Origin of the sequence: Streptomyces sp. NPDC057486 (genome assembly GCF_042802415.1) — a bacterium.
Lineage (GTDB): Bacteria > Actinomycetota > Actinomycetes > Streptomycetales > Streptomycetaceae > Streptomyces > Streptomyces yanii.
On record NZ_JBHVEE010000171.1, the window covers coordinates 1 to 20,002 of the forward strand.

Sequence of the window (20,002 nt, forward strand, 5' to 3'; positions counted from 1 at the left end):
CGGTTAGGTCCGTCGTTGCGTTTGCCCGTGACGCGGGGGACCACTACTTGTCCTGGGTCCACGTTCTCCATGATCTTCCAGCCTGGCCGCCGGTCGATCGTGAATCGCTCCTCGCGACTCATCAACGACTTGTGCAGACCCAGCGGCAGCTGGTGGATGCCCTGTACGCGGTCCTCCACCCGCAGGCGCCCTAAGGCCTGTTGCGAAAGTCCGGACAGATGTGTACCTGTCCGCAGTGGCCGATTTCGACGAGAAGCGGGGCTCGGGTTTCGGAGGGCGCCCTGGCAGAGCCGGCCATCGCGCCGTTAGTGCGGTGGAGTAGTTTCTCTCCGCTAGGCCCGGCAGGCGGGCCGCTGAGCTGGGAGGACTCGTTGTCGTGAGCATCCACATGCACATGCGCGCCGTTGTGGAATCCGAGATCCGGGACGACCACACCTGGCTTGCAGCGTTCATGTGGGAGGCTTGGGAGAACCACCCCGACGAGTACGCAGCGGGCATCGCCGAGTCGATCGACAAGGTCTGGGGCTCTGTCAATGACCTGTATGCCGCTGCCGATGTTCTCGATGCGGATGCCGACCGCTCTTGGGAGCTGCCGATTTACGGCGGGCGGCCGGTGGCGCACAGCGCTGATGCCGACCCCTCCAACCCGCCCCTGGGGATTCTGGAGCCGCCTGGGGTGTCACAAGCCGCAGGCTTCCTCGCACGTGTCTCGTTCGCAGAGCTGTGGAACGTCGCCGGTGCCAAGCTCGTCTGGGCCGGCTGGGACGAGGTGCAGGTCAGGCAGGAGTTCCTCGACCATCACAGGCGCCTGCAACGGTTCTATGGGCGGGCGGCTGCAGCAGGCCACGCCGTGGTCAGGGCGGTTTGGGCTTGAGACGTGGTCGGCGTGCCGGTCACAGCCATTCGTTGATGGCTGCGACCAGCACTGTCGCCTCGTAGCGCACGGCTAACTTGTCGTACCTTGTGGCCACTGCGCGGTGCCGTTTCAGTCGGTTGATGCCACATTCCACGGCGTGGCGTTCCTTGTAGTCCTCCTTGTCGAAGGCCGGTGGCCGGCCGACTTGGGAGCCGAGTTTCTTGCGGTTGCGTACCTGGTCGGCTTTCTCCGGGATGGTGCATCCGATCCTGCGTCTGCGCAGGTAGGAGCGGTTCGCGCGAGAGCCGTAGGCTTTGTCGGCACGCACCCTGGCTGGTTTGGTGCGCGGTCGTCCGGGACCGCTGCGGGGGACGCGGATGCGTTCGAGGACAGGCTGGAACTGCGGACTGTCGTGCTGGTGCCCGGCAGTGATCAGCAGCGACAGTGGCTTCTGCCCCTGTTCGGTCGCCAGGTGGATCTTCGTGGTCAGGCCGCCTCGTGAGCGTCCGAGGCCGTGGTCGTCCGGCTCGGTGTCGATTCCGCCGGGCGGCTCGCGCTGCAGATCCCTTTCCTACGCGCGCCGGCGGCGTGCTGGTGGGCGCGGCAGACAGTCGAATCCACGCTCACGTCCCAGGTGATCAGGCCCTACGCGTCCGCCTGGACCTGTAGTTGCTCCAGGATCCGCTTCCAGGTGCCGTCGCGCTGCCACCGGCGGAACAGGTCGTAGATCCGGTCCCACGGGCCGTATCGCTCGGGGACGTCCCGCCACGGGGTGCCTGCTCGGGTCCGCCACCGTATCCCGTCGATCAGCTGCCGACGGGTCCACGTCCGCGGCCTTCCCGCCTTCTTCCCCATCGGCAGCAACGGCTCCAACTGGGCCCACTGCCGGTCTGTCAGATCCCCTCGCGCCACACCATGATCACCGCAATTCGAGATCCACTTTCGCAACAGACCCTAGTACTCCAGTGCGACTTCGCGATCTTTAGAAGCTTGCGATCAGCGCCATGGCGTGGCTGATCGGGACGGTGTGCGTAACCCAGGCGGAGCCGCTGAAGAGGTGAAGGAGAAAGGACGTCGGTTCTGGAAGGTAGTTGGGCACGCCGCCGCGCAGGGCGAGGCCGCTCTGGAGGTGGGTGCTGGGGGCGGTGGTCAGGATGCTTCCCGCGAAAGCGGCAGTGATGGGGCGGTGTACGTGGCCCGCCAGGACTCTCGCGACGTTGTCGTGCCGAGCGAGTACGGCGGCCAAGTCCTCGGCGTCGTCCAGGCGCATCCCGTCGAGGAACGGGATGCCGACCGCTACGGGCGGATGGTGTAGGCACACGACGGCCGGGGTTTCCGGCCTGCGGGCGAGGATTCCGTCGAGCCACTCCAGTTGCGAGGCGCCGAGGTGGCCGCCGGGCGCGTGCGGCACCTTCGAGTCCAGGACAACGAGGGTGAATGCGGGGTAGTCCACCGCGTAGTGCGCCTGCGTCCCATCACCCACGAAGCGCGTGTCGGCGAACTCGGCGAGCAGCCCTGTGGGGTCGTCGTGATTGCCGACTGCCAGGTGCAGCGGAAGGGGGAAACGCTGGATGACCTCCCGCAGCGCCCGGTACTCCTCCGGGCTGCCACGGTCGGTCAGGTCCCCGGTGATCACCACGCAGTCAGGCTGTGGGTCGAGCATGAGGACCCGCCCCAGTGCCCGGTGCAGCCCCTCCGCGGGAGGCCCGGCCAGGGGTCCGGTCGTGATGTGTGGATCGCTGAGATGCGCGATGGAAGCGGTCATCCTGGAACGCTCCAACGCCCCGGCGGCCGTGGCAACCGATCACGCTCAGGGCGTACTGCCCACACGGGTCATCACGGGCCATCACGGTGGTTACGCCCTGGCGGCTTCGTGATCCCTTGCGCCGGCTACTCGTTCGGGCCAACGAAGGAGCAGACGCGAAGCAACGGGGCCCCAGCAGGCGCGCGGCGTACTTTGCACCGCGGGTCACAGACGGGAGACCGGGGGCCTTTCACGAGCGACCACCTCTGAAACGTCCCGCCACGCCACCCATGCGGCTCCGACGCCGACCTCGCCGCAACCGAGGCCAGGCCCTTGCGAAATATATAGACCGGTCTATTCTGCAATCATGGTTGGAACCAAGGGAGCGGAGACCAGCTTGCGGCTGGCGGAGTCGATGCTGGAACTGATCCAGCGGCACGGATACAGCGGTACGGGACTCAACACGGTGGTCGAGCACGCGGGCGCCCCGAAAGGGTCGCTCTACTTCCACTTCCCCCAGGGGAAGGAGGCCCTCGGAGAGAAGGCCGTCGAACTCGCGGCCGCGCGATTCGGCTCTCTCGTAGCCGAATCGGCGCTGGGGTCGGCCACGCCGGGCGAGATACTCGGCCATGTGATCGACGAACTGGCCGGGATGCTCGACGACAGCGGCTTCCAGCTGGGATGCCCGGTCTCGGTGGTGACGCTGGAGATGGGTGCGCAGAGCGAACGGTTGCGAGATGCCTGCGCCAATGCCTTCGAGTCGTGGATCGCGCCGGTGAGTGAGCTGCTCATCGCGCACGGCAGTCCTCGTCCCGTCGCCCGTGCCCTGGCGACAGCTGTGGTCAGCATGGTGGAGGGAGCGGTGATCGTGTCGCGTGCCCAGCAGTCCACCGAGCCGCTGTACTGCGCCGCCCAGGCGCTCGCCGTACTGCTGGAACAGGGTACGGAGGCCTCGGCATGAGCCTGAAGGACCGGCACGCACTGGTACTGGGCGCGAGCGGCTTCATCGGCCGCCACGTGGTGCTCGCGCTCGGCCAGGCCGGCGTGCGAGTGAGTACGGCCAGCCGGAGCCATGAGTCCTACCAGCGGCTGGCCCGGTGGCTGGCAAGTCGCGGGCACGACCAGGTCCCGGCCGACCTCCGGGTCGATTTCACCAAGGCGTCGCTGATCGAGGGCGAGTGCGACGGCATCACCGAGATCTACAACTGCGCCGGTGCCTACCGGTTCGGGATGTCGGTGGAAGAGGCCCGCAATGCCAATGTTGACAGCGTCCGCGCGGTCGTCGCGTTCGCGGCGCGACTGCCGAACCTGCACCGCCTGGTTCAGGTCTCCGGGTACCGCGTGGGCGGGCAGGACCCCGCCCCGTGGAGCGAAGAGTACCGACGTGAAACCTACCGGGCGCTGGGCGCCTACGAGGCGTCCCGGGTCGAGGCTGACGCCGTTTTCCAGAACGTGGCAGCGCAGTTGGGCGTTCCCTGGTCCATCGTCAATCCGGCCAGCGTCATCGGTGACAGCGCCACCGGGGAGTCCGACCAGTACCTCGGGCTCGCCTCCAGCGTGAAAGACCTCTGGCAGGGTTCACTTCCCGCACTACCGGGCAATGGGCAGACGTTCGTCCCCGTGGTCGCGGCCGACTACCTCGCCCGGTTCATGACCCTGCTGCCGATGGACGCGGCCACCCAGCACACCGCGTACTGGCCGCTGGATGACGACACGCCCGCGTTGCCCGACCTGCTCACGCTCATTGCGGAGCACTACGGCGTCAAGGCACCCCGGACACGGGTTCCGGTGCCCCTGCTCAAGCGGCTTCCCCGCTGGCTCACCAAGGCCGATCCGGAGACCCTGACGTTCCTGTCGACCGACCGCTACCCGACCGATTCGGCCCGTGCCTTCGCCGCCCGGCACCGGCTGACCATGCCGGACACCGCCACGACGATCCGCCGCTGGGCCGACCACCTGGCAGCCCACCGCTTCGGCGACGCCCCCGCAGATGACAGACGGTTCACCAAGCCGGGCGGAATACGGACGTTCGAACTGGGCGCTGCGGCCGCGCCCACGGTGGTGTTGCCCGGCCTGCCGGTCAACGCCGACACCTGGGCGCCGGTCGTCGCAGCGGTCGGGCACGCCCGCGCCGTCGACCTGCCCGGCCTGGGCATGAGCACCGGGCGCCCTGACGACTGGCCGTCCTGGCTGACCGCACTGGTGACCGAGACCGGTGCCCGTCACCTGGTGGGCCACTCCATCGGCGCCGCGGCCGCCGTCGCGGCCGCGACTGCCCACCCCCACGCGGTGGATCAACTCACGCTCGTATCACCGTTCTTCCTGCAGGCGCAGCCGCCCCGCACCGTCAAGTGGACGCCCCTGACCCGCCGGCACCTGAGCCGGACAACTCCCACGGCACTGGCCGAGCGACTGACCAGCGCCACGGGCCACGCGACCGCGCTCCGATCGGCTGTCGCGGATCTTCGCCGCGGCACCATCGCGGCCACCACCGCCCGGCTCCTGGCCGCCATCGCGAACTCACAGTGGCGCGCAGACCTCCGGGCCAAGCTGCAGCAGTACCCAGGGCGCGTCCACATCGTCCTGGGCTCCCACGATCCGCTCACCGTTGAGGGACAGTCCCTGCTGGACGCCCTCCCGCACGCCACCGTGACAGTGATTGCCGGCGCGGGGCACCATCCCCAGCTGACACACCCGGAAGAAGTCGCTCAGGCCATCGGTGAGCAGACCGCCTCCCCCGGCCTGCAGGGAGAAGGTGGCGTCAGGGAGGTACACGAACGTCCGCGGTGACGAGGGCTGTGTGTCGTGGGCTGCCATCTGCGGTCACTGGGCGTGTCTGCCGTGGAGGCGTACAGAACGCGCACTCGATCCCCCGCCACCCGGCGGTCCCTCGGCACCCAGTACGTACGCCAACCCGCCACGCTTCCACCCCTGTTCAGTCCGATTCAACACGTCGATCCAACGGGGAAGACGATCCCGGCCGACAGGACGCCACCGGCGACGCCACCGACCTCCTCAAGCTGATCCTGCAGGGCCGGATGGCCCGGAAGCTCAACACGGTCATCGACGCGACCAACGTCGAACACACATGCGGGTGAAGTTGGTGATGGTCGCCGAACGGCACGGCATGCCGACCATGCGCGGTCTCCCCCGCTACCCCACTGGACTTCTTTGAGAGTGCCGAACCTGTGGCGTGACGTTGCTGGAGACCCCCTCGTTGGGTGCGGCGTGTCGGTTCTCAGAGGGTGCGGCTGTGGCCGGCCGTTGCACAGTTCCCATAAAGAGGTGACAAGTACGGGCTTTCCCGGTCCGGATACCCTCCGGAACGCGGTATCGGAGGCGGTGCGGCCACGGCGCCCCGGGGCCGCCAGATGAAGCCCCCCGTTCGAGCAGGTCAGCGCCTGGGTCGGTGCTCTGGGGATGCCTCGTAACTCATCTCGGCGGAGGTCGCTCTGTGTGAACTGGTCGCTGACGGTAAATGGGGCCCTGCAGCCGGGCGCCGTCTCACATGCGTCGCTGCGGCGTTCGATGCACGCTGGTGGTGGAGAGGGTTGCGGGGGCAAGCTGCGTGTGCGAAGACCCGGCCGTCCCGGCATGGGCCCGAAATCAGGTGGAGATCGAGAGCCGGCCTCTGGGTAATGAGTCTCCCTTTGCGCGAGTCTCGCGTGGACCTGGGGCGGGCCGGGACGCGGTCCAGCTCAGAGCCTCCCCTTGCAAGGTCGTCCCTCGACAGGTGCCTGCTGTGATCGGCAGGCAGCAGCGGGAAGGAAGCGCGATGGAGATCAATGGATCGACTGCCCTGGTTACGGGGGCCAATCGTGGCATCGGCTACGCGTTCGCCCGCGCGCTGATCGCGCGGGGAGCAGCGAAGGTCTACGCCGGTGTCCGCGATCCGGCGAGCATGAGCGACGAGGACCTGACTCCGCTGCGTTTGGACGTCACCGTGCCGGAGGAGGTCGCCGCGGCGGCCGCGGCCGCCGGAGACGTCACCATCGTGATCAACAACGCTGGCGTCGGAGGTTTCGACACGAAGCTGCTGACGGGCTCCTTCGACGGCGCGCGCGAGGCGATGGAGATCAACTACTTCGGTACCTGGGCCGTGTCCCGTGCCTTCGCCCCGATCCTGGCGCGCAACGGCGGCGGCGCACTGATCAACATGCTGTCAACCGCCTCCTGGGCGTCCCGGCCGGACTATCCCGGGTATGCGGCCTCCAAGGCAGCCCAGTGGTCCTTGACGGGCGCGCTGCGGGAAGGCCTGCACGAGCAGGGAACGCTCGTGATCGGTGTCCACGCCGGTTTCGTGGAGACGCATCTCAGTTCCTTCACGGACGCACCGAAGATGAGTGCGGAGGATGTTGCGGAGCAGACCATGGAGGCACTGGCGAACGACCGGGTCGAAGTCCTTACCGACGAGCGGACTCGGCAGGTCAAACATGCTCTGTCGCAACCAGTCGAACGGTGAGGAGATGCCGGCTCGGCCCCACGGGACCGCCGGGAGTGGATCACCGCCTGGTTCCTGCAGCAGCTCAACAAATTGCTGGATCAGTCCTCAGGACAACCTCGGCAAGATCGCAGCGCAGGAGGATCCATGGCCGTTGAGCCGCCTACGGGGTACGGCTCCCGCGATCAGGCCCTGCACGGGCAGACCCTCGTTGTCATCGGCGGGAGCGCAGGTATCGGGCTGGCGACCGCACGGCTCGCCCGTAACCGGGGCGCCTGCGTGATCCTCACCGGACGTGACCCGGTACGGCTGCGCACCGCGACCAAGGAGGCCGATGCACTGAGCACCGCGGCCTTCGACGCCCATGACCCGGTGCAGCTGGAGCGGTTCTTCCAGCAGTTGCCGGCGTCGATCGACCACGTGATGGTCACCGCGGGCGGCCCGTCGTACGGCCGCCTTCTGGATATGGACGCCGAGCAGGCACGCCGGGCGATCAGCGACCACATGGTGCTCGCACTCGAGGTTGCGCGCCACTGCGCCGGCACCGTACGGCCGGGCGGCACGCTGCTGCTCCTGGGCGGCACGGGAGCGCGCCGGATCCGGGCCGCTCTCGGTGTCGCCCCCGCGGTCACCGCCGCGATGCCCGCGTTCACGGCCAGTCTCGCCCTCGAGCTCGCGCCGGTCCGGGTGAACCTGGTCGCCGCCGGCTTCGTGGACACGCCGTTGTCGGCCCGGCTGCTCGGCGACGCACTCGACGCCCGCCGCGAGGAACTGCGCGCCACGCTGCCGATCGGCCGCGTAGTCGTACCCGAGGACGTGGCGGCGCTCGCCGTGCACATCATGACCAACACGGCACTCACAGGTGCGACCTACGACATCGACGGAGGCCAGCAGCTCATCGGCTGAGCCACACGTCGATGGCGGTCATTTGCCAAGTGTCGCGGTGGCCCGGGGCCGTGTGCTCCGGGCTTGATCGCGGTACGGGGCCAAAAACGTGGTCAGCGCCGCGAGCACTTTCTGGGGGGCCTCCTCGGCCACCCAGTGGCCGGTGCCGGGAATGACTACGCTCCGCGCATCTCGGGCGACAAGTTTCTCGTGCTGGCGGACCGTCACCCGGAGTGGGACTGGCGTTGCCAGCCGAGCACCTGCGGTAGCGCATTCTTCACCCGCGGCCCCGGATAAGGATGGCGGCGAGGTGGAGTGCGGCCTGCCTGTCCGGAAACCGGCGGCGGTTCTTCCCCATCGCGTTGATTCTGGCGTGGGTTCGCCTACGCGTCTAGGTGTGCTGATGGGTGCGCACGAGTAGGCCTGACCAGGCAGTCCAGAAGCGGTTGAAGATCGTTTCCCGGCTCGGCGAAGATCGTTTCCCGCTCATGGGGCAGCCACTCGATATGGAGTGGAGTCAGGGCGGCTACGCAGGGCAGAGTGGGACGGTGAGTGAACTGTGGGCACACACCCTGACGTGGGCAGATGTGGATCCGGCTCGACATCCGTTCGAGATGGACGACGATGCGGCGGAGGAGTTGGCAAGCCTTGTCGCGCCCTTGCTGCCCAGCGCTGAAGTAGCTCGCGAGGATCGCTGGCATTCGTTGGATCCCGTCGCCGAGTTCCTGGCGGACCGCTACGGCCGATGGGCCTGCGGGTGGAACTGGTCGGTCGGCGAGGGTGACGTCGACGGAGGCGTCGTGGAGGTGTGGTGCTGTTCATCCGACTCCGTGTCGACCCCGATTGCGACTGCCCCGCTGGTCGTTGAGGCCCTTCAGGAATGGCGTGGCTGGCTGGAGGACCTGGCGGAGCGGTTTGCGGCCCTGGCTCCGCCGGGCAACACCACGGCGCCTTCGGCGGACTGCTGGTACTGGGAGCGAGCATGCACCCGCCTGGTCACCGTGGTGGCCGACCGTACCCAGGCCGAGAGCGGCTGGTACGGGCACTGCATGCAGGTCCTCGAATGGTTCCTCGCCTACAACGGAATCGACGAACAGCGAGCCCGGGAGATCGTCAAGAGCGCGGTCGGCGGCCGGTTCGGTAGCTGGATCGCGCCGGACGTCACGGTGGTCGACGCAGTGAGTTCGCACTTCGCACAAACCGTGGCCAAGAACTGATGACCTCCGGACCCCATCAGAAGGACGCCCTCGCCGACTGGCTGCGCATCCGCACAGAAATATCCTGGCCGCGCTGGAGCTGCAAACGTGGTGTCGTAGGAGCCTCGGCCCGCGACGGCTTCCGGGACTTCTTCACGGCAACACGCGGCAGCCACGACGCCGAGGGAACCTTGCGAGTCCTGACCGCCCTTGATCAGGCCCTCACCGACGCAGTCCAGGGTAGACAGCTGTGCTTCGCCCTCATGGCGAACTGGCAGCGGACTGTGCTGCGCCGCGACTCCGTCGAGTTCCGTACGACGCCGGCCTACGCGAAGGGCGGGCGGGAGTATTACGGCCTTGCCCTTGGCACGCGGGCGCGGTTCGAGAGCTGCTTGTCCGAGAGCACGCAACTGGACCTTCCCCTCCCCTCACGCGCTGCCCGGACCTACCTCGACGTCCTGTTCTTCCATCCGTTCGAGGACGGCAACGCTCGCGCGGCCATGCTGGCCCTGGCCTTCGTCCTGGCTCGCGAAGGAGTCGTCCTCGACCAGGTGCGCCCGCTGCAGACCACCCGCTGGGCCGACGACACCGAGGGCGCAGCCGACCTGGCGGTGCTGCTCGGAATCCTGATCACAGCGGCGGAGCGCCGCCTGCTCCGTGGGAGAGAGTCATGAACGAACGTGACGTGATGCTGAACGAACTCGCCCAGGGTTTGCGCCCGATGTCCCAGGGCACCGAGTGGTTCGACGCACCCAGTTGGGAGGAGCAGTCCGAGACTCTGCGGTTCTTGTCCCATCACTGCGTCCAGGCTCGCGTGGTCGCCGAGGATGGAACGGAGAGCATCCGCCGTGCCGGGTTGCGCCCGACTCATACGCCTGCGGTGCTGATCACACGCGGCCGGATCGACCAGCAACTGGGGAAGATCGCCTGCCTTGCCCCTCTCGACGAGCGCCGGAAGGCGTTCCGGCTGCTGATCGCTGTACTCGCGATTGCCGACGGCCGGCGCCGCGAACGCTTCTGCTTCGGCGGATGCGGTCACTGGTGGCACAGGCTGTCCGTCGCTGACTACTGATGATCTTTGCGTGATGTCGCGTCTCGGTTGCCCTTCGCTGCAGTTCAGGGCACGCGGTCCAGCGACATCACGCGTCGAAACTCAGTAAGTGGGGCTGCCCTGCAGCCTGTCGAGCGCCGGAGAACCGCTTACCGTCTCCCAGCTGATCGTTTCGCAGCAACGGTCTGGTCGGGCTGTAAGGGGGTCGTGGACCGGTCATGTCCCCTGGTGTGGTGTAGCGGTGGGCAGCTGTTCTCGGCCCGGGCGGGTCAGCAACCTGTCGCGAGGCCCGTCGCGTCAAGTGGTGATGGCATGGACCATTGCGTGCGCCGGGCCAGGAAGCGGTTCGTGAAGGTGCTCCATGGACTGTTTGCCGCCCGACCCGGATCGGCAGCTGTGGTTGCGATACTTCGCTGCCGTACCGCCTCACGTCTCATGAGGAGTGGCCACCGACGACTGGGACTTGAACATGTTCAAACTCCGTGTCAGGGTACGGCGTGGGTTCTTGAGTCCACCGGTCGCGCACGCGGCCTGCAGAACCCGCTAGGGGTGGAGTGTGTTGCGTTACCGTCGTACTGCGCTGATCTCGCTCGCCGTGGCCCTCGCCCTGACGGCCTGCGGCCGGTTCACCGTCATACCGCCGCCCGACGGCGAACCGGTCGTTCTGAAACCAGCCGAACTTGCGACCACGTGGACCGATGCCGAAGGCGGCACCCTCACGCTGAAGCACGACGGGATGTTCATCGCCGATAAAGTCTGCGTCGCCGTCGACTGGTACGACAGTTTGACCTGGTCCGGAACAGGCACCTGGGACCAAGGCTCCAACAAGAAGCAAAGCTTCGTCGCTGTCTCCTTCGACGCCGCTCACCCCGTGGGCTTCGACGCCGCTCACCCCAAAACGTTTGAGCGGGAGCCCGACTCCTACGCCGCCTTGAGGCAAGGCAAGGTCCTGAAGCTCTGGGTCGCCGTCGGCGATCCGGACAACGATTATCCGAACTGCGTCCTGACCAGTCCGGCGAGTTGACCAGGTTGCCGCGCGGCCGGGTGAGCCGCACATGATCCGGCATCGCACACGAGCGGTTTCAGTCGATCGTGTCCCCCTGCCGTAATAAAGGGGATCAGCCCTCGGGAGTGCGAGGGAGGGCCTCGGTGTCGACGGTGGCCATGCTCTCTTCGGAGAGGTAGCGGCGGGGGAAGGCGACCCATTCGTCGTACATTTCGGCCAGCACTGCGGTGGCCAGTCGTAGGACGGCCTCGGGGTTGGGGAAGACCTGGACGACGTCGGTGCGGCGTTTGATCTCGCAGTTGATCCGATCCAGCGGGTTGGTGGATTGGATCTTCTTCCAGTGCTGCTGGGGGAAGTCGGCGACGGCGGTGAGGTCCTCTTTCGCCTCCAGCAGCATGGTTTTGACCTCGGGGAACTGTCTGCCGAGCATGTCGGCGACAGTATCCAGCTGGGCCCGGACTGCCTCAACGGTGGGCTGGGCGACGATGGTGCGGATGGTCGCGGCGACCATCTCCCCGGTGCCCTTTTCGATCAACGAGAAGACGTTGCGCACGAAATGAACCCGGCAGCGCTGCCAGCCGGCACCGAACATGACCTTGCGACCTGCAGGAGGCGCCCCGAGCTGCGGCCGGAACGTGAAAGGCGAGACTGCCCGCGCCGACGTCGGCGAGCAGTCAAGGCTGAACAACAGCCGACCAAAGTTGACGCGCGATCGGTCAGACACCGCCGCCCTCGTCGGCGACGCCGGCTGGCTCCGTCGTTGGTCTCGTCGACGAGGAAGTCCCGATTCGACGACAGCCCGCCGCGGCGCTCGTAGGATGCACGGATGCCTAAGCCGATACGGATGAGCCGCCGCTCGGGGGTTGCCGCGTGGGCGGTGCTGTGCGCGGCCGGCCTCGCCGCCACCGCCGAACTGAACGCCTCCTCGGCACCGGCCCCGCAGCCCGAGAAGCCCGTCAGTGCCGAGTGCGCCGAGCGCATCGCGGACATCGAGACGCAGCTGGCCAAGGCCAAGCAGGAAGACAAGGGAGACGGAATGCTGGTCTTCTCGCGAGTCCAGGTCGGCACCGAGGACGACTGCCGTGACGACCTCCTCAACCACTTCCGTGGCGATCAGTGAGCCGCGCTACCTGGCTCGCCGCGATGGCAGGCCTAACCTTCATCTGTGCCGGGGCAATCATTGCTGCGGCCGCCACGTCGGAACCGAAGCCGCGGCCCACGCCGCCGCGGGTGTACTCCTCCTGCCTGGCGGCAGACACCAAGCCGGTGTCTGCGGACGACGACCCGTGCGACGGCCGCTGAAGAACGTCCGCCGCACGGCAGAGCCCCCAAACCCAAGTCGGCCTCTTGGCCGACGACGCCGCCACCGCAAGAACCGTGGACATCGGTGGCCCACCCAGATGAGGGGGACCATTCGTCACTGACAGTAAATCCAGCCACGGCCACTTGTTTGCCCGTCAGGCGGCCGTGGGCGGGGAGATCTGACCGGCCATCGACCCTGAGGCGTGCTCACCTGTCGACCTGGCCGACATCACCAGTTCAATCTCAGTACTGCCGTCAGGCTGCGGGAGCCTAGGCGGAGCCAATGCCGGCGGCGATGAGCGCGGCGCAGACCATCCGCGGGAGTATTGGAGCGCCGCATTGCTGCGGCCGCCGTCTGGGCCAGCCTCTCCATCGCAGCCGCGCAACGCGAAACCACCGAGCAGTAGCCGCACAGCCCTGGTGCCCCCCGGCCAAGCGCAAGTTGGTCGAGGGGCACCAGGGCGTCACGGTACCCTGCCCGGTCTCCTGTCAGTGATCAGTTGCCGTGGGCACTGATGGACGCAGTGGTCGCGCGTCCGTGCCGTCGGCGTCTGACATGGGAGCGCGGGTGCGCTATTCGCCGGCCGCCGCGTGGAAGATGGTCTTCCCGGATCCGACCTGGTACAAGGCCTTGCCGTCCTTGGTGCCGAGGTAGGTGGCCTTGCCGGTCACGTGATACCTGCCGCCGGCCACGGCGGGCAGGGCGACCGTCGCGGTGACGTTCACCGGGATGTCCACCTTGGTGTTCACGCCGAACCTGGTGCGATGCCAGTCGACCCCGACCTCGCCGCGCTCGGTCCACTGAGTTCCGGAGGCAGCGGTCAGGCCCTTGTCCGCAGGGGTGATGCGCACCGTCTCGGCGCCGGCGGAGGTGACGGTCAGGCCGAGGACGCCCTCGAGGACGCCGTTGACCCCGGCGCCTCCCCAGCCGTGCGAGAAGCTCTCGCTGCTGCTCTGGGAAACCTGGGCGGCGGTGCAGTCGGAGGTCGAGCAGCCGGGGGTCCACTGCTCCCACAGGAAGGTGCCGCCTTCGGAGAGGACCTGGGCCGGGCCGTCGTGGGACGGGTCGGTCAGGATTTTGACCAAGGTGTCCGGGCGGTCCGTGATCCGCAGTGCCTCGAGCAGCGTCCGCAGGGTCATCGGGCCCTGCTGCATGCCCAGTTCGGAGATGCGGTCACCCAAGGCGGTGTACTCGGAGGGGTTCGCGATCCCGTAGGCGACGGGGAAGGACTGTGAGTGCTCGCCGAAGTGATCAATACGGGAGCCTGCCGCGTCCAGGCCGTCGGACCAGGCACCGGTGCCGGCGTCCCTCAGCTGATCGCGCATCGCCTCGGTCAGCTGGTCGGCCCGGTTGTCGTACGTCGTCCGGGTGCCGGTGTCGCCCAGTGCCTCGGCCGCCGTCGCGACCGAACGCAGCGCGCCCACGCCGAGCGCGTTGACGACCGTGCGGTTGACGTTGCCCTTGGTGACGTAGCCGTAGCGCATAGGGGCGGGCCAGTCGATGATGCCGTACTGGTATTCGCCGCTGCCGCCGGGCAGGTCGGCGACCAGTCCACGGCTGTCGACGGCACGCCAGATGTAGTCGGCGACGTTCTTCATCACCGGCAGGGCCTGGCGCAGGAGGTCCTTGTCACCTGTGGTCTGGTAGTAGCGGAGCACCCACTCGGGGAACATCTCGGTGTAGTCGGGGATGTCCCGCTTGGCGTCGCCGTTGGGGTAGACGGAGTTCAGGGCGCCGTTGTTCCAGTAGCGGGCCTGGGAGTTCATGAAGGAGACGATCGCCTGCCGGGTCAGGCTGCGCTCGCCGGACGAAGACATGGTGGCGAACGACTCGTCGATGCTGTCGCCGAGGAACTGACCCTTCTCACGGGTCGGGGTGTCGAGGAAGACGTTCTGCGACGATTGGAGCGCGGAGCGCTGCATCAACTCGAAGACGCCGTCGAGAGTGGCGTCACTGCTGGAGAAGGTGGCCGGATGGGCGGCGTCGGTGTTCTGAACCACGGCGCTGATGTCGTCGGTGGTCAGGTTCTCGCCCGGGTCGCTGATCTGCAGGTAGCGCCAGCCCCAGTAGGTGAAGGGCTGCGCGGTCTGCGCTCCGTCCTTCTCTGTGTAGTAGAAGTGCATGTTGCTGCCCTGCGTGTCCAGCTTCGAGGTACCCGCGCGGGAGTTCTCCACCCAGCTGCCCTTGGCGTGGTCCCGGAGCAGTGCGCCGTCGAGGGTCACCGTGGTGCCGTCCACTGCCTGAACGGTGTGCGTCTCGGGGTCGCCCGCTCCGTACCCGTTCGCGGGAGCGTCGACGGTGATCCGGTCACCGACGTGGACGTTGCCGGCAGCGGCCAGGGTCAAGGTAGTGGCGCCGGCCGAGACGGCCGCGGTCAGCGTGCTGTTGTTCTGCCGGTAGCTGGTGGTGAACGTCAACTGCCGTCCGGCGGCGCCGCCCTGCAGACGCACGGAGGGAACGGCGGAGTAGACCTTGCCGAAGTCGGCGAAGACGGTGCCGTCCGGCAGGTGGAGCAGGGAGACGGGGTGGACGGCCTTCTGTGACAGGTGGGCCTGCAGCGCGGACAGATGCGTGAAGGCGCAGGGTGACGAACCGCCCTCGTACGAGGCGCAGTTGGCCGGGTTCGGGCGGGGGTGCGGGCCGATGGCGGTGGCAGCCGGCCAGCTGTTGTCGTCGTAAGGGGCGGTGCCCCAGCCCGCCATTTCCTTCGTCGCGTCGTAGTACTCGACACGGTCACCGGCGTCGCTGTTGCGGTAGGTGACGGTGTCGACGCTCTGGGGCTCGTAGCGGTGCACCTTCCACGAGCCGTCGGACACCATGAGGTCCCGCGTCCCGTCCTTGTGGTCCACCACCACCTTGACCAGGAGGCCCGAGGGGCCTTCGGAGCCGCTGGGCCCGTTGGCGCGGCCCTGGCACTTGCAGTTCCAGTAGTGCGTGACAACGCCGACGGGCAGCTCCTGGCCCGCCGTGATCCCGTCGAGCTTCGAGACGTCGTAGTACCCCTCGCCCACGTACTCGTAGGAGGAACTGCGCTGCACCACGTGTCCGCCGACGTTCACCTCCCAGTCCCCCATGGAGGCCACATACACGCGCGCGCCGGTCACCGGGCTGCCGCTCGAGACCGTCATGACCTTGCGGGCAGCGGTCCATTCATTGGTGGCGTCGTTGCCGGTCGCGGGGCGGCGGATCCACTGCGCCCCGGACCAGTCGTCGTCCCCGAGGCCGGTGCCGAAGGAAGCGGGGTCGGAGAAAGCCGACCCGGCGCCCGCGTGGTCCCAGGTGCGTACCCGCCAGGTGTAGGAGGTTCCCGCCTTGAGAGCCGATCCGCCGTAAGGTATCCAGCTCTGTACCGAGCTGGACACCTTGCCGCTGTTCCAGAGCTCGGTGCCGTCCCGGTCACGGACGACGACCTGGTAGGCCGACTGGGTCTCACCGCTGTCGATGTCCTGGGGAAGCCAGCCGAACTGCGGTGCGCCGTCCACGGCGAGGGGGTCGACCCGGTCGTTGACGGTGAGTCCGACCGGTGCGGTCGGCGCGTGATTTCCGACGGGCCCGGCGGCGAACGCCTGGGGCACCGTGCTGAACGCGAGTCCCCATGTGAGAGCGAACAGGCCGAAGCGTCTGCAGGTTGCCCGCGGCAATCTCATGACGCGCCTCCATTCGAAAGATTTGAACATTTCAATGCACGTGCGATCGAGTGCCCCGCCGGCGCGCAGTCGGCGCACAAAAAGGCCCGTTACAAGGCGAGGTGACCACCCGATGACTTCCAGGAGAATTTTTGAAACGTATCAATACGTCACGGTGAGGCTATGTAGTGGCCGAGCCACCTGTCAACGGTTGTGCACGGTCGGTCCGTGAGCGCCAACCGTGGCTGATGATTCTCGAGTTGGGGCCTGTCTGAAGTTTCCTGCCGGCGCCGCAGCGGACGACGGGAAACTCCAGACAGGCCCCAGAAGCGGCGCCCCCGGCGCCCAACGGGCGGCGGCCGGACGGCAGCGCCGCCACCACCTCGTCTTCGACGGCAGGGGCAGACGGCTCGACGGCCGCCTGCTCCACAGCTGTCCGGCCGCGCTCGCCGTAGTCGCCAATTGGCGACCGTTCCTCGGCGGTACGGGGTCCGGACAGTTAAAGTGCCCCCGAAGTCAGGCATGAGGGGGATCGCGTTGGAGCGACGGAAGCTGATCGGAATCGGGGCGGGGCTGGCGGTCCTACCCGCCTGGTGGACCCTGCGTCAGGTGGCGAACGGGGCCAAGGGGGACTGGCACACCGACACCGCACCGTTGGAGCGGGCGTTCCCGCGGCTGGGCCCTCTCGCCGACGCCAAGTGGGTGAGCAGCCGTGACAACGACGACCAGAGCATGCCGTCGCCGGAGCTGGTGATCTCGGGCTTCGCCCGGCTGACACCGGGGAAACTTGCCGAGCTGACGGCGGCCCACATCTTTGTCTCCGAGGGGCCGGCCGACGACTTCACCTCGTGGTTCGAGAAGCCACTCAAGGGCGAGGGGCCGGAGAATCCGCAGTGGGTCCGGTCGCACGAGCTCGACCGCGACGGCAGCGGCTACTCCACCAACCTGTGGTTCGACCGTCGCAGCGACACCGTCCGCTTCTGGGCACTCAACCCGTACAGCTAGAACGCGTATCGGGTCGATCAGTTTGTGGGTTTCGCTCTCACGGTCGGAGCAATTCTCAGGACTTGTGGATCGAATCCGGGAGGGACGCGGAGGGCGTACTTTCCCGAATGATCCCGTGATGGTCACCGACTGGGCCCGCGTTCGCGGGTCGGAGAGGCACGCCCGTGCTCAGCGTAGTCACTGACGACGGCTCCACCCAGTCCGGTTCCCTGATCGACGAGATCGTCCACGAGGGCGCCCGCCGGATGCCGGCCGCCGCGCTGGAGGCGGAAGTCAACCAGTACATAGCCGAGTTGGCGGGCCCAAACCATGGATACGGCCGATTGCTCACCGTCCCCACTGCGGCCGAATCATCCTCAACCTACCTCGACTCGGCCGGCGGCCTGATTGCTGCCCGCAGCAGATCCACAACTCTTGACAATCACTCCCCAAAGCCGCTCCGCCGACCTTTCAGTAGATCCCCTGAGCCGGGGTCCCACCAGCGATGAAGCCAAGTTGAGCTGTGTGATGATGCAGGAAGATGACCGGCCCTGGGGAGGGACCGAATGCGTGAGAAGGGCGGGGTCCATCGTGGGCAAGCGTGAGGAGTCCATACCGGACGAAGAGTGGGAGCGCTTCCTTCGTGAAGCCGAGGCGGGGACTCAGGGCGCGCCTGAGGAGCCGTCGGCACGGGCCCGGATGGTGGCACGGCAGCTGCGGGAGGAGACCGGCCGACCGGAGCCATGGCGGAGTCAGCCACCGGCACGGCGGCAAGGAGGCAAGGGCTGGTACGCGGTCGGTCTGCTGGTTGTGGCCGCTCTGCTGGTCGTGGCGCTGGATCCAGGGCGGGTGGCTGGATGGTTCGGAGGCGGGGGCGGTGAGAGTGCGCCGCTCGCCGCGGAGTCGAAACGTCCGGATCAACCGCCGCCGACGGAAGCGGCAGCCCAACTTCCGACCCTGGAGGAGCCGTTCAATGGGTCGCCCGCGGCGCAGTGGGGTGACGGTACGGCTGGGATCGGCCTGCCTGAGCCACGTGCGACCGGCTGGATGAACAAGGGGCAGGTCGCGCAGGCGCTCGAGAAGTCCCGGGACTTCCTCGCCGCGTCCAGTCTGGATCCTGGTGTGCTGCGCGGGGAGCGGCCGAGGAAGGCGATCGCGTTGATCAATCCTCATCAGGAGGATGTCCAGGACTACCTGGCGACCGCCTTCGGCGCGCCCAGCCGGGAGAACGATCCTCTGCTGCTGTTCAGCCGGTTCGAGAAGACGAAGACCCGGCTTGTCGGGGATGTGGTCAAGACACGAGGGCGAATCACATACCGACAAGGTAAACGCGGTGCGGTCGAGGTGACCAACGATGTCACATTCGTATATCCCGTCGTGCGCGCTCCAGCGGGAAGCGACGAAGTCACACGCACAATCGTGCGCCGTGAGGTCGTAATGAGTTGGGACGACCCGGCGAAGGTCGTCATCGAGCCGGATACGTTCTCCCTCGTCTCCTACAAGGTGGACACCACCAACGGCGGCTGCGATAACTTCACCGGCTACTTCACCCCCACGTTCAGCGCAGAGCGCGCGGCCTCGCGCCCGGGAGACGGCCCCGAGGTCGACCCGTACGACCGGAGCACGTCAATGGAAACGCGCATGCGGGAGGCCGGCGATGCGGGGTGCGGGACTGCCACACGGTCGTGAGCGGCATTTTGCAGAGAATCAGAACTGCATGCTCGGGAGCCTCGAGCGTCGCGGGTCGGTGAGCGTCCAACTGCGTGCAAACAACCACGCACACAGCGAACAAGGGCGGACGCCTGTGGACAATCGCACCAGGTAAGAGGCATACCGGCCCTTGGTCGACCGCCCACGCAAGTTGCTTCAGGACGAAGGGCTCCGGCTTCAAGTCCCGGACCGATGAACCAGATCAGAAGGCCCGCGTGTGCACACGCGGGCCTTCTGCTTGCTCCCTTCCGGACGTGGTGGCACGGATCGCCCGGCTCAGCGAGGCGCGTACGCCACACGGTCGAAGGGCCACTCGCGGGTCAGCCAGTCGCTGACGACGCGGTAGAGCTCGGTATCGAGGGAAGCATGGTCCGCCCGGACCCAGGAGCGGACGTCAGTAACACCAGGGGCCTGCCGTGAGCCGTATATGTAGACACAGCCGATGACGTCATCCCCAGGGACCGACAGGACGGTGTAGGTGAAGCCGACGCGCCGGTCGAAGTCCTCCGCGTGCCGGCGCAGGTCGTCGAGGTTGGCCTCCAGGGACATGCCCCCCGGAGGCGGCCAGGAGCGGTCGGCGAAGTCGGGGTTTGCTCGAATGTGGGCAATGCTCGAGGTCCAGGCGGCGTGATCGGCAGCATTGTGCTGAGGGCCGAGGGGCTCCAGGCGGAAGTGGTCGGTGGCAGGCGGATGCGGTACGGCGAAATCCGGAGCCACAAGGGACTGGTCAGGTGAGGTCACCGCGGGAGGTTACCGCCGGGCCCCTACCGATTTCTCACGAATATTGGGAGACAGCACCGATGGCAGTCGTGCCGAACCCTGACATCAACAACGCCGGACAGGCGTGTACTCACGCACGCCGATCCGTCACGAAAAAAGGGCGACGCACCAGAACCAGCCCGCGATCGAACTCCTAAAGCCGAGGTCAGCGCAGGTTCAGCTCCAGCATGCGGGTGGGCGTTTCACCGGGGGAAGGTCCGCCTTGCACGCAGAGGGGCACGCTGTCGCTCCCGTTTCAACTGGGCCAAGAGCGACGCTGCGGTTTCGTCCCTGATCGGCCACTGGCTGTCGTCCCATTCCGGCTCGAAGTAGGGCTCAAGTGCCGCTAGTGTCCTGCGCCAGTAGTTGATCGTTAGTAGTTGCGTGACTTCTGCTGCTGGTGCGTCAGTTCCTCGTCGGGGCCCGAAGCTGGAACCGTTG

15 protein-coding genes and 2 pseudogenes are annotated in these 20,002 nt (G+C 67.3%); 12 read left to right on the top strand and 5 right to left on the bottom strand.

Going from position 1 to position 20,002, the window contains the following annotated elements; genetic code table 11:
• Nucleotides 1-376: 376 nt before the first annotated feature.
• Nucleotides 377-874 carry a DUF1877 family protein gene (locus tag ACFU6I_RS42790; RefSeq protein WP_384378241.1) on the top strand — a complete coding sequence of 166 codons (498 nt, stop codon included), beginning with the start codon at nucleotides 377-379 and terminating at the stop codon, nucleotides 872-874.
• 19 nt (nucleotides 875-893) lie between these two features.
• On the opposite strand, the pseudogene ACFU6I_RS42795 reads toward ACFU6I_RS42790, so the two are convergent.
• Both ACFU6I_RS42795 and ACFU6I_RS42800 read right to left on the bottom strand, forming a co-directional pair.
• A pseudogene (locus ACFU6I_RS42795) lies at nucleotides 894-1,768 on the bottom strand (IS5 family transposase).
• A 70-nt stretch (nucleotides 1,769-1,838) separates the two neighbouring features.
• Entirely contained in the window at nucleotides 1,839-2,621 is a 783-nt protein-coding gene (locus ACFU6I_RS42800) for a phosphodiesterase (RefSeq protein ID WP_384378244.1), read from the bottom strand.
• 346 nt (nucleotides 2,622-2,967) lie between these two features.
• Here ACFU6I_RS42800 and ACFU6I_RS42805 point away from each other — a divergent pair, with 346 nt between their 5' ends.
• The 8 genes from ACFU6I_RS42805 to ACFU6I_RS42840 all read left to right on the top strand — a co-directional run bounded on the left by ACFU6I_RS42805 (nucleotide 2,968) and on the right by ACFU6I_RS42840 (nucleotide 11,197).
• Nucleotides 2,968-3,561 carry a TetR/AcrR family transcriptional regulator gene (locus ACFU6I_RS42805; protein ID WP_384378247.1) on the top strand — a complete coding sequence of 198 codons (594 nt, stop codon included), beginning with the start codon at nucleotides 2,968-2,970 and terminating at the stop codon, nucleotides 3,559-3,561.
• Nucleotides 3,558-5,390 (top strand): alpha/beta fold hydrolase, encoded by a 1,833-nt coding sequence (locus ACFU6I_RS42810; protein ID WP_384378249.1) that lies wholly within the window; start codon nucleotides 3,558-3,560, stop codon nucleotides 5,388-5,390. Before ACFU6I_RS42805 ends, ACFU6I_RS42810 begins: the two co-directional genes overlap by 4 nt.
• 985 nt (nucleotides 5,391-6,375) lie before the next feature.
• A complete protein-coding gene (locus ACFU6I_RS42815) occupies nucleotides 6,376-7,062 on the top strand; it encodes an SDR family oxidoreductase (protein WP_384378252.1) in 687 nt (228 codons plus the stop codon).
• A gap of 126 nt (nucleotides 7,063-7,188) precedes the next feature.
• A complete protein-coding gene (locus ACFU6I_RS42820) occupies nucleotides 7,189-7,947 on the top strand; it encodes an SDR family oxidoreductase (RefSeq protein WP_384378255.1) in 759 nt (252 codons plus the stop codon).
• A 683-nt stretch (nucleotides 7,948-8,630) separates the two neighbouring features.
• Entirely contained in the window at nucleotides 8,631-9,143 is a 513-nt protein-coding gene (locus ACFU6I_RS42825) for a hypothetical protein (protein ID WP_384378257.1), read from the top strand.
• A complete protein-coding gene (locus tag ACFU6I_RS42830; protein ID WP_384378259.1) occupies nucleotides 9,143-9,796 on the top strand; it encodes a Fic family protein in 654 nt (217 codons plus the stop codon). The genes ACFU6I_RS42825 and ACFU6I_RS42830 overlap by 1 nt, the downstream gene beginning before the upstream one ends.
• Nucleotides 9,793-10,194 (top strand): DUF5958 family protein, encoded by a 402-nt coding sequence (locus tag ACFU6I_RS42835; protein WP_384378262.1) that lies wholly within the window; start codon nucleotides 9,793-9,795, stop codon nucleotides 10,192-10,194. The genes ACFU6I_RS42830 and ACFU6I_RS42835 overlap by 4 nt, the downstream gene beginning before the upstream one ends.
• A gap of 535 nt (nucleotides 10,195-10,729) precedes the next feature.
• Nucleotides 10,730-11,197 carry a hypothetical protein gene (locus tag ACFU6I_RS42840; RefSeq protein WP_384378265.1) on the top strand — a complete coding sequence of 156 codons (468 nt, stop codon included), beginning with the start codon at nucleotides 10,730-10,732 and terminating at the stop codon, nucleotides 11,195-11,197.
• A gap of 94 nt (nucleotides 11,198-11,291) precedes the next feature.
• Here the strand turns inward: ACFU6I_RS42840 and ACFU6I_RS42845 are convergent.
• Nucleotides 11,292-11,774 (bottom strand): annotated as a pseudogene (locus tag ACFU6I_RS42845) (transposase); the annotation flags it as partial.
• A gap of 231 nt (nucleotides 11,775-12,005) precedes the next feature.
• Here ACFU6I_RS42845 and ACFU6I_RS42850 point away from each other — a divergent pair.
• Complete coding sequence (locus ACFU6I_RS42850) at nucleotides 12,006-12,299, top strand: hypothetical protein (RefSeq protein ID WP_384378268.1); 294 nt, start codon at nucleotides 12,006-12,008, stop codon at nucleotides 12,297-12,299.
• A gap of 755 nt (nucleotides 12,300-13,054) precedes the next feature.
• On the opposite strand, the gene ACFU6I_RS42855 is transcribed toward ACFU6I_RS42850, so the two are convergent.
• Entirely contained in the window at nucleotides 13,055-16,129 is a 3,075-nt protein-coding gene (locus ACFU6I_RS42855) for an alpha-L-rhamnosidase C-terminal domain-containing protein (protein ID WP_384378271.1), read from the bottom strand.
• 516 nt (nucleotides 16,130-16,645) lie between these two features.
• On the opposite strand from ACFU6I_RS42855, the gene ACFU6I_RS42860 reads away from it, so the two are divergent.
• Together ACFU6I_RS42860 and ACFU6I_RS42865 are read left to right on the top strand one after the other, a co-directional pair.
• Nucleotides 16,646-17,113 carry a hypothetical protein gene (locus ACFU6I_RS42860; protein WP_384378274.1) on the top strand — a complete coding sequence of 156 codons (468 nt, stop codon included), beginning with the start codon at nucleotides 16,646-16,648 and terminating at the stop codon, nucleotides 17,111-17,113.
• A gap of 570 nt (nucleotides 17,114-17,683) precedes the next feature.
• Entirely contained in the window at nucleotides 17,684-18,781 is a 1,098-nt protein-coding gene (locus ACFU6I_RS42865; protein ID WP_384378280.1) for a hypothetical protein, read from the top strand.
• A 297-nt stretch (nucleotides 18,782-19,078) separates the two neighbouring features.
• Here the strand turns inward: ACFU6I_RS42865 and ACFU6I_RS42870 are convergent, their stop codons facing one another.
• Nucleotides 19,079-19,543: a GNAT family N-acetyltransferase gene (locus tag ACFU6I_RS42870; protein WP_384378277.1), complete on the bottom strand. Its 465-nt coding sequence runs from the start codon at nucleotides 19,541-19,543 to the stop codon at nucleotides 19,079-19,081.
• Between the last annotated feature and the right edge of the window lie 459 nt (nucleotides 19,544-20,002).

What these genes read in the sequence shown, in the direction of transcription:
- ACFU6I_RS42800 (WP_384378244.1), bottom strand. Translation starts at nt 2,621, where the DNA reads ATGACCGCTTCCATCGCGCATCTCAGCGATCCACACATCACGACCGGA.
- ACFU6I_RS42805 (WP_384378247.1), top strand. Translation starts at nt 2,968, where the DNA reads ATGGTTGGAACCAAGGGAGCGGAGACCAGCTTGCGGCTGGCGGAGTCG.
- ACFU6I_RS42810 (WP_384378249.1), top strand. Translation starts at nt 3,558, where the DNA reads ATGAGCCTGAAGGACCGGCACGCACTGGTACTGGGCGCGAGCGGCTTC.
- ACFU6I_RS42815 (WP_384378252.1), top strand. Translation starts at nt 6,376, where the DNA reads ATGGAGATCAATGGATCGACTGCCCTGGTTACGGGGGCCAATCGTGGC.
- ACFU6I_RS42820 (WP_384378255.1), top strand. Translation starts at nt 7,189, where the DNA reads ATGGCCGTTGAGCCGCCTACGGGGTACGGCTCCCGCGATCAGGCCCTG.
- ACFU6I_RS42830 (WP_384378259.1), top strand. Translation starts at nt 9,143, where the DNA reads ATGACCTCCGGACCCCATCAGAAGGACGCCCTCGCCGACTGGCTGCGC.
- ACFU6I_RS42835 (WP_384378262.1), top strand. Translation starts at nt 9,793, where the DNA reads ATGAACGAACGTGACGTGATGCTGAACGAACTCGCCCAGGGTTTGCGC.
- ACFU6I_RS42850 (WP_384378268.1), top strand. Translation starts at nt 12,006, where the DNA reads ATGCCTAAGCCGATACGGATGAGCCGCCGCTCGGGGGTTGCCGCGTGG.
- ACFU6I_RS42855 (WP_384378271.1), bottom strand. Translation starts at nt 16,129, where the DNA reads ATGAGATTGCCGCGGGCAACCTGCAGACGCTTCGGCCTGTTCGCTCTC.